The 12,887-nt window shown below is 55.3% G+C and carries 7 protein-coding genes; 6 read left to right on the top strand and 1 reads right to left on the bottom strand.

Annotated elements, in window-relative coordinates; all coding sequences use genetic code 11:
• Positions 1–178: 178 nt before the first annotated feature.
• The 6 genes from RID21_RS30200 (at position 179) to RID21_RS30175 (ending at position 11,411) form a co-directional block, all read left to right on the top strand.
• Positions 179–2,950, top strand: coding sequence for a PSD1 and planctomycete cytochrome C domain-containing protein (locus tag RID21_RS30200; protein ID WP_350195497.1), 2,772 nt, complete (start codon positions 179–181; stop codon positions 2,948–2,950).
• A gap of 6 nt (positions 2,951–2,956) precedes the next feature.
• Positions 2,957–4,432 carry a DUF1501 domain-containing protein gene (locus tag RID21_RS30195; RefSeq protein WP_350195495.1) on the top strand — a complete coding sequence of 492 codons (1,476 nt, stop codon included), beginning with the start codon at positions 2,957–2,959 and terminating at the stop codon, positions 4,430–4,432.
• Positions 4,433–4,521: 89 nt separating this feature from the next.
• Positions 4,522–5,331: a glycerophosphodiester phosphodiesterase gene (locus tag RID21_RS30190; RefSeq protein WP_350195493.1), complete on the top strand. Its 810-nt coding sequence runs from the start codon at positions 4,522–4,524 to the stop codon at positions 5,329–5,331.
• Positions 5,332–5,474: 143 nt separating this feature from the next.
• Positions 5,475–5,831, top strand: a complete 357-nt coding sequence (locus tag RID21_RS30185) for a BlaI/MecI/CopY family transcriptional regulator (RefSeq protein WP_350195491.1) — start codon at positions 5,475–5,477, stop codon at positions 5,829–5,831.
• 56 nt (positions 5,832–5,887) lie between these two features.
• A complete protein-coding gene (locus RID21_RS30180) occupies positions 5,888–10,162 on the top strand; it encodes a M56 family metallopeptidase (RefSeq protein ID WP_350195489.1) in 4,275 nt (1,424 codons plus the stop codon).
• Between the two features lie 151 nt (positions 10,163–10,313).
• On the top strand, positions 10,314–11,411 hold the full coding sequence (locus RID21_RS30175) for an alkene reductase (protein WP_350195487.1): 1,098 nt from the start codon (positions 10,314–10,316) through the stop codon (positions 11,409–11,411).
• 21 nt (positions 11,412–11,432) lie between these two features.
• Here RID21_RS30175 and RID21_RS30170 read toward each other — a convergent pair whose 3' ends face one another.
• Positions 11,433–12,698, bottom strand: coding sequence for a sialidase family protein (locus RID21_RS30170; RefSeq protein ID WP_350195485.1), 1,266 nt, complete (start codon positions 12,696–12,698; stop codon positions 11,433–11,435).
• Positions 12,699–12,887 lie beyond the last annotated feature (189 nt).

The raw sequence follows: 12,887 nt of genomic DNA, 5'->3' as shown, positions 1-12,887 counted from the left end.
GGAATCATCGGGGTTCGTGCTTGACAGTACCGACATATAAACTGTTATAATTATGTTCCTTCCTGAGTTCTGGACGCGCGCAGAACGGGAGTGACTACCAGCTTGAGTCATATGGACAATCAGACTCGATTGTCATCCCCCATCAACGCCTGCCTCTAATCGCGAGAAACCTTCAGCAATGGTCGTTTCCCGTCGTACAATCACCGGCCTGCTGTGCAACTGTCTGATTGTCTGCCTGTACTTCTCCAGCGTCATCCATGCTGCAGACCCTCCCGCTGTACAGAAATCCGTTGTTTACGAAGACACCGTCCTGCCGATCTTTCAGAAACACTGCGTCAAATGCCACAGTGAGAAAAACCGCAAAGCGGAATTCGATCTGAGCTCAACCGCCGGCCTGCTCAAGGGAGGCGAATCAGGAGCAGGGCTCGTTGCAGGTCAACCGGAAGAGAGTCTGCTCTATGATTATCTGCACGAAGAGCTGATGCCCCCGGAAGGCGAAACGCCGCTTTCGAAAGCCGAAATCGAAACCGTACGCCTGTGGATCAGCGGCGGACTCAAGTTCAAAGCAGCGCCCCAGTCTGTCGCGGAAAGCCGGATCTCGCAGCACGATGTAATTCCGATCCTCTATCGCCGATGTGTGATGTGCCACGGCCCGGAATACCAGGAAGGGGGACTCGACCTGCGAACCAAGGCAGCCATGCTGACCGGCGGTAACGCAGGTCCTGCGGTCATCACAGGTCAGCCCGACGAGAGCCCGTTGGTCAAATATATTGTAGAGAAGAGCTGCCCTCCTAAAGCGGAGATCAGCCGTGCCGGAATAGAACCGATGCCCGCCGCGGAACTGAAAACGGTGAAGACCTGGATCGCCGAAGGCCTGCATGAAGATGACAACAGCGAACCGTTTCGCCTCGACCAGGATCCACTGGTCACACCGGAAGATCGTCAGTTCTGGTCATTCCAGCCTCCCCAGCAGGTCACTCCGCCCGCAGTCAAACATCAGACACTGGTGAAAAATCCGATCGATGCCTTCCTGCTCCGTAAGCTGGAAGCAGCTGACCTCTCCTATGCCCCCGAGGCAGACAAGCGAACGTTGATCCGCCGCGCAACGTATGCCTTAACAGGACTGCCTCCCACACAAGCTGAAGTACAGGCATTTCTCGCGGATGAAAGTCCGGACGCCTATGAACAACTGGTCGATCGTCTGCTCGCTTCTCCCCGTTACGGCGAGAAATGGGGACAGTTCTGGCTCGACCTGGCGGGTTACGCGGATTCCGAAGGAAAACGGAGTGCCGACCTGATCCGCAAATACGCGTATCGCTACCGGGATTATGTGATTCAGTCTTTTGGTGAAGACAAACCTTACGATGTCTTCCTCACCGAACAGTTGGCCGGCGATGAACTGGTCGATCATCAACACGCCTCGGAAGTCACTCCCGAACTGATTGAAAAGCTGGTGGCGACCGGCTTTCTTAGAATGGCGCCCGATGGGACTTCAGCCAACCCGGTGAATCGTGTGACTGACCGTCTGGAAGTCATCTCGGATGAACTCGACGTGCTGTACCGCAGTGTGCTGGGCCTGACGATGAACTGTGCCCGCTGTCACAGTCATAAATACGATCCGATTCCGCAGCGCGACTATTACCGTTCCATGGCAATCTTTAAGGGAGCCTACGACGAGTACGACTGGATGACGCCGCAGCCTTTCAGCAACCAGTGGAAGCGGGCCCGCAGTCGTCTGTTGACCCTGGTTCCCAAGGAAGAACAGGCCGCCATCGATCAGCACAATGCATCAATCGAAGCCAAAATTGCAGATGTCGAATCGAAACTCAAAGACAAGAAACTGGACAAGGCGGAAAAGAAGAAGCTCGATAAACAGCTCAAGGATTTAAAGGCCTCTCTCAAAACCCCGGAAATGATTCGGGCCCTCTGGGACCGGGGGCGTCCTTCGCCGACCTATATCTATCGCCGTGGCGACGAGATGCAACCCACCCGTCCTGTGGAACCGGGGCCGCCGTCCGCGATCGCTGAGGGCATCTCGCCTTATCGCATTGATCCTTCCCTGCAGACCGATGAGAAAACCGGACGCAGACTGGCATTTGCCCGCTGGTTGACGCAGCCCGACCATCCGCTGACTTCCCGGGTGATTGTGAATCGCATCTGGCACAAACATTTTGGTACCGGCCTGGTGAAGAGTATCGACAACTTTGGCGCCCTGGGAACGCCTCCCAGCCATCCCGAACTACTAGACTGGCTGGCGGTCGAATTCGTTCAGCAGGGCTGGCAGTTCAAAAAACTGCATCGCCTGATCATGACCTCGAGAGCCTATCGCCAGTCATCTACAGTCACACCGGAACTGGAGAAACTGGATCCGGAAAACGAACTGCTTTCCCGGATGCCACTCAGACGACTCGAAGCAGAAGAACTGCGCGACGCTCTAATCTTCACTGCCGGCGAACTCGACGAGACGAAATATGGTCAGCCGGTTGCTGTGGAAGTCCGAAAAGATGGCCTGGTTACGGCGAAGCGGAGTGAAGACGGCTGGCGACGCAGCGTTTATGTCCGTCACCGCCGTAAAGAAATGCCGACCTTCCTGGAAGTGTTCGACCTGCCTCAGATGAACCCGAACTGCACCGAACGGAAGATTTCCAACGTCGTTTCCCAGCCCCTGCTGCTGGTCAACAATAAAATGGTACACGAACTGGCGGTCTACTTTGCGGATCGAGTACGGAAGCAGGCAGGAGACGATCCTGCTCAACAGATTAAGCTGGCTTACCAGCTGGCCTACCAGCGTCCCCCTGCTGAGACAGAACTTGCGCTGGCCCTCGACTCGCTAAAGTTGCTGAATCCCCCTGCAAAAAATGATTCCCAACAGGACTCCCGTCCTGCTGACGGATTTACTGAATACTGCCACGTGTTGCTCAACTCCGCCGAATTTCTTTACATCGACTGAGAAGACATGACCGTTCCCCCGCTACAAAATGAACTGCTGACCGAACTTTCCCGTCGTCGCTTTTTTGATCGCATGACAGACGGTCTGTGTGGCGTTGCGCTGTCTTCCCTGTTGGGTGAGCAGACCTTCGGAGCAGAAACACATCGCGCTCAGAATCTTCCAGAGAACCTGCAGCCACGTCGTCCGCATTTCACTCCCCGCGCCACGTCGGTCATTCATCTCTGCATGCAGGGAGGCCCCAGCCAGGTTGACTTGTTTGATCCCAAGCCCGCCTTGAAGAAATATCACGGACAGACCGCTCCCCGCGAACTGACCGGCAACGCAGTATTCGAAACCGACCGCACCGGGAAACTGATGCAGAGCCCATTTGAATTCAAGCGGCACGGCAAGTCGGGGGCCTGGGTTTCCAATGCGCTGCCGCACATTGCACAGGAAGTGGACGAGATGACGATTGTCCGCTCGATGTACAACGTGCATCCCAACCACGAACCGGCCATTTACAAAATGCAATCCGGCCAGACGTTTCCCGGGCATCCGGTGCTCGGTTCCTGGGTCACCTACGGGCTGGGGAATGAAAATCAGAATCTGCCTGCTTACGTGGTGCTCGCTGATCCCACCAATCGACTGCCTGTCAACAACGTGGACAACTGGATGTCGGGTTACCTTTCGCCCCTCTACCAGGGAACGCGAATGAAATCGACGGGCTCTCCGCTGTTGAACCTGGCTCCCGATTACGCTCACGCCGAGCAGGTCAGTCGCAACAAACAACAGCTGCTCAAACAACTCGACCGCATGCATCAGAAACAACGCCCCGGTCAGCAGGAACTGGAAGCCCGCATACAGAATTACGAGATGGCTGCCAACATGCAGCTCGAAGCGACCGAGACACTCGACCTGGCACAGGAAACGCAGGAAACCCTGGCCATGTATGGCATCGATCAGCAAGAGACCGAAAGTTTCGGCAGACGCTGCCTGCTGGCCCGACGTCTGGTCGAGAAAGGAGTTCGCTTCGTTCAGCTTTATACCCGCACACAACTCTGGGATAACCACTCCAAGATTGCAAATTCCTTGCAGAGTGCCTGTGGCCAGACCGACCTGCCGGTCGCGGGACTGCTCAAAGACCTGCGTCAGCGGGGACTGCTCGATTCGACCCTGGTCCTCTGGGGTGGGGAGTTTGGACGTCTGCCGACGGCCCAGATCACAAATAACGCCCAGATGAAACTCGCCGGCCGCGATCATGGTCCCTACGGTTTCTCAGCCTGGATGGCGGGGGGCGGAGTCAAACGGGGTCTGGTTTACGGCAGCACTGATGAAGTCGGCTACGCTTCCGTAGAGAACCGCGTCAGCATCCAGGACTGGCACGCGACCATTCTGCATCTGCTGGGCATGGATCATGAAAGACTCGTCTACCAGCGCAACGGCCTGGGCGAACGGCTGACGCATCAGTTCGAAACGAATGTCGTCCACGATATCATCGCCTGACCGCGTCGCTGAATTTCATCTGCTCTTCTTGAGATCTTCACTGGGGCCCGCTAGCATGAGTCCTGGTCTTTTTTCTGGAGTCTCAAGAGATGAAATTTGTATGCGCGTTGCTGTTCACTCTCAATCTGCTGACGGTACTTCCTGCTGAGGAACATTCCTTTTTAAACAACGGGGTCACCGCCCACCGCGGCAATTCTGTTGCCTGGCCGGAAAACACGATCCCCGCCTTTGAAAGTGGAATCTTAGCGGGTGCAGACTGGCTGGAACTCGACATCTTTCTCACGAAGGACGGCAAGCTGGTCGTCACCCATGACAAGACCACGAAGCGGGTGGGTGATCAGAACCGGAATGTGTCCGATTCCACGTATGCAGAACTGAAAACGATTGACGTCGCTACCGACTTCCGTCGCAGAAAGCAGCTGACCAGAACAGAATGCCCACCCCAGCGGATGCCGTTGCTCGAGGAAGTACTGCTGCTCGTCAAGCAACAGCACAAAACACGTGTTTCGCTGCAGCCCAAGGCCGACTGTGTTAAAGAGGCGGTCGCACTGGTCAAGCGTCTGAAGATGGAGCCCTGGGTCGGCTTCAATGACGGAAACCTGAATTTTATGACCCAGGTCAAACAGCTGGCTCCCGAGATGCCTGTCTTCTGGGATCGTGGTGCGGATACGGATATTGCAGCCGACATCAAGATTGCCAGGCAGCGCGGCTTTGAAGCCCTGGTTCTACATTACAGCGGTATTACTCCAGAAAAAGTCCAGCAGATTAAAGCCGCCGGCCTAGAACCGGGCGCCTGGACTGTCAACGATCCCGATTTGATGCAGCAACTGCTCAAGCAGGGCGTCGAACGCATTTATACCGACGATCCCAGCCTGCTGCTGGCATTGAAAAATCAGTAACTCCTGCCTCTGAAACAAGTTCACCTCGCACTCCCATTTCATTCTGTGAACTTTCCACACTTTCTTCTTGCACCCTCCCATCAACTGTGAAACAATCACAGTTCAGTTTGGATTTTTGATGTTCCGTCATGGGAGAGTGTTAAATGGAACAGCCCAATCAGAATGAGCTGGAGGTTCTGCGTCTGTTGTGGAACAAATCGCCGCAAAAGCCGGGTGAAATCCAGGAGTCCTTTGGCTGGGAGATCGATAACGGCACCTTGCGTAGCGTGCTGGTGAGTATGGTCGAGCGGGGCATGCTCTCGCGTCAGCGCGAAGGCAGGGCGTATCTGTATTCACCCAAGCTCAAGCGGGAAACACACCTGCGACAGATGGTGCGCCGGTTGGCGGAAGTCTTTACCGGCGGCTCAACCGGACAGCTGCTGATGGAGCTGGCTGAGAAGGAGCGTCTGAGTCCCGAAGAACTCAAACAGCTCAAGAAAATTGCCCGCGGCGAAAAGTAAGCGAAAATCTGCTATACTGAAACAGACCACAGATTCCCACTTCGAAAGGATCTGCGATGGATATATCTGAGCTACTGCAAAACACACTGCTCCGCCTGACTCTGTTACTGGCAGTCGGGTGGCTGCTTCTGTACTCGCTTTCCGCAGTCAATCCGCGCTGGTCCGTTTTGTGGACTCGCTTTCTGTCTGTTGTCTGCCTGCTGTTTCCGCTGGTCTGTTATGTATTACCACCTCTGGGGCTGGCGATTTTACCCCCCGTAGAAGCAGAGAGGACAAAAGCCGTTGTCGAGAGTGCTCCCGACATGAAGCATCCCGCTTTTGCTTCCCAGAGCGAATCCGTTCCGAAATCCCTGACAGAGGAAACACAAACGACTCCCTTCGTACCGCAAGAAACACCTCCGCCGGAGCACAGCAATCCGCTGCCCCTGGAACAGGAACCCGAGATCGCGATATCCTCGAGCACGACGCCCTCCGGTAATCTGGAATCAAACGAGGTGACTTCTGAATCTCCCCCGATCCCATCCACTAACACAGTTCACCAGCAACCAGCATCAGACAAGTCTTCCCTGTCAAGAAGCACTTTAATCACCCTGATCTGGTTAGCTGGCATGATGGTTCTCTTAAGCAGACTCAGCTGGCAGGTACGCCGGGCTGTCGTTCTGCGTAAACAATCTGAGCTGGTCCCCGATCACATCCTGCAACAGTGTCAGTCCCTGGCGGACCGACTCCGCTTGGAAAGTCCACCCCGTGTGCGGTATTCAACAGAGATTGAAAGCCCCTGTACTGCGGGAGTCTTTCGGCCGGTAATCTATCTCCCCCGCATATGGTTTGAAACACTGTCGGCAGAGGAACAGTCGGCCATCCTGATGCATGAACTCACGCATGTGGCCGGCCGCGATGTGTTCTGGAATCTGGTCATCCATCTGACACAAGCGGTCTACTGGTTTCATCCGCTGGTCTGGAGGCTGCCGCATCGGCATCGCCTGGCCTGTGAGCATTTATCAGATGCGCAAGCCGCTGATGCCATCAGCAGTCTCAGTGAATATCGGCGTCTGCTGGCACACTGGGCTCTGCGGAGACAGGGAGCGGAATCCCGTCTGGCTGCGCTGGCGATGGCGGACCGTTCACAAATGCTGCGGCGGCTCAAGTGGCTCGAACGTCCGGCTGACGTCGATCGACTTCCACTTGCCTGGCGGTATGGTTTTGGAATGCTCGCATTCCTTTCTGCGGTCGTCGTGGCGACGGTTCACTTCAGTCCGCAGGTGCTTGCGCAAAAACCGGATGCCCCTCAGAAAGCAAAGCAGGCAGAAACGAAAGAGAAAACAGATAAACCCCAGGCAGAGAAAAAGAAACCGGCTGACCGGAAGGTTCGAAAACCGGGGAAACCCGACATTAACCTGAAGCAGACATCGCCGAAAATCGTGACGGTTGTCGACGAACAGGATCGGCCCATTGCCGGCGCCAAGGTCCGTGTCGGCTGGTGGGAAGATAATGAAGGGGACATGCTGGGAAAAATTACAATCAATCCTCCCGTTACGAATCAGAAAGGCGAAGTCACAATTCAGGTTCCCGAGGGAGCCGCCCGGGCACAGATCTCCGCCGAGGCTGAAGGCTATGCTAAAGCGGGCACGCAATATTCACTCAACGGCAACCCGAAACTGGTTCTTCAGCCGGGACGCATCATTCGCGTCAAAGCGGTCGATACTCAAGGCCAACTGCTGCCCGATGCCTATCCCGTACTGGAAAACAATCGTGTGATCGGACGCGAGTTCAAACAGGACGCTCGGCGGCTCGGTTACTTTACTTCTCCGGTTGTCAAACTGGACCGCCGCTGGATGCGGGTTGTGGCCAGCAACGAAGACGGGCCGGTGCTGTTCAGTCACCTGATCGATGTCACTAATCCGGAACGCGTGGAAGACGATGGTACAATTGTGGCGATTCTCGAACCGGGTATCCGGCTGGAAGGACGTCTGGATGACTCGGTTCCCCGGCCGATTAAGTATGGGTGTGTGGAACTCTATATTAGTGAAGGGCAAGATCATAAGATCGACGGCAGCTGGACCTGGCAGCAGTCCACCTCTGTGAAACCAGATGGGACCTTCGTCTTTGATTCCCTGCCAACCGGCGGTACTGCTCAGCTGTTTGCGCTGGTCGACGGATATCAGTCGACTCGACCGACGGTTGAGTCTTATAAAAACTACCTGGAGCTGCACAACGCGGGAGAGGCATCGATCCTGGATAATGCCATCAGTCGGCACGATGCCTTCTGGCCGCACCTGTTTCCGCTCACGCCGGGACTGTATAAGACCGAGGTGGAACTTCCCTGCACGCCAACTACGTCCCTGAATGTCAAAGTGGTCGACCCCATCGGCCAGCCAATCGAAGGTGCCGAAGTCAAATTCAATCCCAACGGGCTGTTTTTTGGAGGGAAGCTGTTTATTCCTGCCACGGAAGTCTGGTCGATGGCAAACCAAATCATCGCTCCTGATAAGGAGGCACGCAAGCAGCGCTTAGAGTGGGCACAAGAGACCTTTCTGCGCGTCAAAACCGATGCCCAGGGAATTGCCCGGGTCCGGAATCTACCCGCCGACGATCGGGAATCGTACAAGGTTACTGCGGACGGATACCAGATGCCCGTCTATCCAACCTCTTCTCTCGACGATCCTTCGCGCTATGCGCTGATTGATCTGGCAGGTGGTCAGACAATGCGACGAACGATTACCATGGAGAAGTATGTTCCCAGTTCGCCTCGAAAAATAATGGTTGTCAATCGTCAGGCGGAGCCAGTATCCGACATCAAAATTACCGTCAGTGAGATTGCATTTGAAAATGCCCCCGACGACTGGCAACTCTGGGCTTCACAGCGGTTTGGACCGCTGGCGACAGGGGAATCGGACAAAGACGGGAACGTCCAGTTACGTGTTCCCCTGGAAGTGAACGGAGAAGCGGTTTCCCGACTGCGAATTACGATACTGGGACGCATCGAACAGAAAGGGCAGGACGCGTATGTGCAACGCAAGCGTCTGATTATTCCTCGCGAAGCCGACGGGCGGGTGGTGGTGCTGACTGTCTCAGATGAAAAACCAAAAGAGAAATACGCATTTTACGATGTTGCAGTCGACTACCTGCAGTCTTCAGAACTGTTGAGCAACTCCCCGCAAGTATTGATTCAAAAGTTGCAGAAACAAGCGTCTCTGATCGTGTTGAAGCAGTTACTCTCTTTGAACGACTTCGAAGCTGCCACACCGCTAAAATTTACGAGCAAGTGGAACCTGGTAGGAACTGACAGTACCAGAAGATCGGAACGGGTCGCCATTACGACGCTTCCCACTGACCAGGGTGAGCGTGTGGTTGTGCTCTGTGAAGTCCGTCCCCGTGGTGCCAGTTGGGACGTGAAACCGAAACAGCGATTTCCTCCCAAGGCAGCGTTTATTTTTAATCCGGAAGGTACGCTGATCCGAATGCTGGGTGGCTGGGCATCTTCCAGCGGCAGTTACAATAACCTGATGCTCTCTAACCTGGGTGGGGCCGACGATTATTTTATCTCGACCTCTGCGTTTGAACCGCACGGTCCCTTTGAATATATCCAGCGCTGGTACCAGCTCGGTCAGGAAGACAAACCGGCACTCACCTTTTATGGCTATGCGAATGCGACCGCCTGGAATGCCAAACCGGGCCCCTCAAAACCACTGGCCGAATTTGGTTATCTCGATTTGAAATTTAATGGCAGAGATATGGAACATCTTGTCTGCGGCGTGTTGCCCAATGGGACTCTGGCTCCCCGGATGCTGATCTGGGATGGTGTTCGCGATCAGTTCATCGCGCCAGTTCAGGAAAGTGTGGACGATAAACCTCTCTACAAGGTTGATCTCCAGAACTCGCATCAGTTCAAACCGCTTGAGGTGAAACCCGGCGAACTGGTTGTGGCCGGTGGTCGTCGCGACTTAAAAAACTGGCATGCCTGGAACTGCGTTATTCCGAAAGGTCAGACTGCCAGAGTGAGGTTGTTCTCTGTGGATGAATCCGGGGAGAAGCCGGTCGAGACAGAGTATTTCACCCGGGAACTTCCTGCCGGTCAGCATCATCTGCAACTGCAGTTAGCTGACGATGAGAAAGAGCAGAGCGAGTCAGCAGCAAATCTGTGGATTGATGATTCGGCGAAAGAGTCATTGACGGTTCCCCGTGTCCCTGTCGCCGACGTACCATCGGTCGCAGGTGTCCCCATCTCCCGCACAGGGAAAACAGAACTGGATCTGTTCAACCGCGCAACCACTCAGAAACAGCAACGCCTGATCTGGCGGATGGAACTGCAGGGAAAGTCCGCGGATTGATACACAGGACCAATATTAATTCCCGAACAATATAGTTGACACGTAAAGTATAACGGCATAGCATTCCCTTCGACGGGTCGAAGCGACTGATCCTGCAGATGGCTCTCAGAGACAGACAGCCGCAGAATGGACTTTTTGCGAGGGGAATATCATGAGCGATTACGAGGTTTTGTTTCAGCCACTTACTGTAGGCGCGTTGACTCTACCCAACCGGATTCTCATGGCACCGCTCACACGGGCCCGGGCCACAGACCGTGTTCCCAATCCGTTAATGGTTGAGTACTACACGCAACGGGCCTCTGCCGGTCTGATTATTTCTGAAGCGACCGCCATCAGTGCCCAGGGTTACGGCTGGCACGGTGCCCCTGCGATGTACACCGACGAACAGGAAGCAGGCTGGCGTGAAGTCACCAGTGCCGTGCATGCCGCCGATGGTCGGATCTTCCTGCAACTCTGGCACATGGGACGGCAGTCGCATCCCGATTATCACAACGGTCAGTTGCCAGTCGCCCCCAGCCCGATCGCAGTTCAGGGGGATGCCCACACACCAACGGGGAAGCAGCCCTATGTTGTGCCGCGCGAGCTGAGCTTATCGGAAATCGACGCCATCTATGAAGACTATGCTACCGCCACCAAACGGGCACGTTCTGCAGGCTTTGATGGTGTGGAGATTCATGGCGCAAACGGCTACCTGATCGATCAGTTCCTGCGTGATTCTTCGAACCAGCGGACCGACGACTTTGGGGGCTCCATCGAGAATCGCATGCGTTTTCTGCAAGGGGTGATTGAAGCGGTGGTCGAGGCCTGGTCGGCAGACCGGACCGGGTTACGGCTCAGTCCAACGATGAACGATAAAGGGATGGGGGACAGCGATCCGATCGCGTTGTACTCACAGGTGGCTGAGGCACTGAATCAATATGAGCTGGCCTACGTCCATACTGCCGAAGCGATTCAGCCGGGGCGGCTCTATAATCCGAATGTACCGCGTGTGACTCCCGTTATCCGCGAAGCTTACCAGGGAGTGTTGATCACCAACGGCGGATATGACAGAGTTTCTGCGACTGAGGCCATCGCAAAAGGGGAGGCGGATGCCATCGCTTTTGGCCAGAAGTTTATCGCCAATCCCGATCTGCCGGAGCGATTGCGGACCGACGCCAGCCTGAATGATCCCGATCCAAGCACCTACTACTCGACGGGTCCAGAGGGCTATGTCGACTATCCTTCACTGGCGGAAAGCAGCGCTTCCTGAAACGGGAATCTCAACAGACACTCAGGTTTTTACAAAATCCGGGACGCTGCGGTTGGGCAGATTCCATTCGATGCGTCCCAGCAACAGATCGCCTTTGGCCTTGTTCCGCGGCATCCATTCACCGACGGTCACACACGATTCGTCCGGGCTGATGTTGGTGACATCGAAGTTCCCCATCAGCGCAACATTGTTGGGATCGTCCACGCCATCCCCGACGAGCGGTAGGGCGACCCGTTCGGTGTCGCGGATCAGGCAGAGCTTTTCCGGATCGACCTGAGCCACCCAGAGGGGAGATCGCCAGCGGATGATGTTTTTGTTTGTCTCATCTTTACGAGTGTAGACCAGGAACAGTCCGTCGGAATGAGTGAGCCAGTGCTGCTGCGTGGTGGACATTCCAATTGGCGTGCCGTCGTCAAACGCCCAGGCGGTCTTTCGCTGATAATTCAAACCATCCGGGCTGACCGCGACGTAGCCGTGTCCATCTTCGGCACGAATTGTCATGAAGTATTGGTTATCAAAGCGGGCGATAGACGGTTCGAGCAGGCCCCGGCCAACTTTGTTCTCCAGGGGCGGACCGACTTCGCGAATCTTGAGTGTCGTGCCGTCAAAGGCACAACGTACACCGGCCACCATGCGGGGCTGTTTACCTGCGCCGAAGGTGAAGGACATCAGGATATCGCCGTCTGGCATCACGAGTCGCTGTCCACAATTATTGGTATAGATCTCGGCACCGCGGGGATCGTCCCACTGCAGAATCTTACGTTCTGACCACTGGCCGTCTTTGTCTCGCGTGACGTAGACGGGGTAGCGGGCCAGCTGATCGCCGCGGGCAAAGCGGGGACCGCGATAGAAGACGACGTGCCCCAACGCAAGAACGGTTCCGGTCTGTGGATGATACTGCGGCGTCACATCACAGACGCCCGCCTTGAGACCGGGATGTTCCTTGACCGGATCCCGACCGAGTGCGGCAATGGGTGCCGGCTCTTTCCAGGTCTTGCCCCGATCCGTCGATTCGGTCCAGTGCACCTGCCCGAAGTAATCCGAGCCGCCAATCTCCTGCAGGTTCAACAGAAACGTCGCTTTTCCCTCGGCCCCGGGAACCATACATCCCCGCGGATGAAACCAGGTGACGCCGGCCCCATCACGATTGCGGAAGAGCGTTTCTTTCGAAATGGAGCCGATCAACGGCTTCGATTCCGCAGCCTGCAACGAAGCCGTCCCCGCAGCAGAGGCCGCAGCCAGGGAACAGAGGGAGGTGTGGAGGAAATCACGACGATTGAGAGGCATGGGTGGGACTTTCTTTTATTTTTGTAAGACTAACTCCATTCTCTCATCTTATCGCGAAAATTGAATAAAAAACAATGACAAATCATTTCCGCAATTATTTGTTTTATGAGTTAATCCACTTGTTCCATCCGGTAGTCAATCACTTGACTTCTGATTACAGTGATAGGGAAACCATTGAGGCAGGCACCA

Origin of the sequence: Gimesia sp. (assembly GCF_040219335.1) — a bacterium.
Lineage (GTDB): Bacteria > Planctomycetota > Planctomycetia > Planctomycetales > Planctomycetaceae > Gimesia.
Note: the sequence above shows the minus strand (reverse complement) of the source record. Positions and strands in the feature narration are given on the sequence as shown.

Coding starts and splice junctions, on each gene's coding strand:
- RID21_RS30200 (WP_350195497.1), top strand. CDS start 179: ATGGTCGTTTCCCGTCGTACAATCACCGGCCTGCTGTGCAACTGTCTG.
- RID21_RS30195 (WP_350195495.1), top strand. CDS start 2,957: ATGACCGTTCCCCCGCTACAAAATGAACTGCTGACCGAACTTTCCCGT.
- RID21_RS30190 (WP_350195493.1), top strand. CDS start 4,522: ATGAAATTTGTATGCGCGTTGCTGTTCACTCTCAATCTGCTGACGGTA.
- RID21_RS30185 (WP_350195491.1), top strand. CDS start 5,475: ATGGAACAGCCCAATCAGAATGAGCTGGAGGTTCTGCGTCTGTTGTGG.
- RID21_RS30180 (WP_350195489.1), top strand. CDS start 5,888: ATGGATATATCTGAGCTACTGCAAAACACACTGCTCCGCCTGACTCTG.
- RID21_RS30175 (WP_350195487.1), top strand. CDS start 10,314: ATGAGCGATTACGAGGTTTTGTTTCAGCCACTTACTGTAGGCGCGTTG.
- RID21_RS30170 (WP_350195485.1), bottom strand. CDS start 12,698: ATGCCTCTCAATCGTCGTGATTTCCTCCACACCTCCCTCTGTTCCCTG.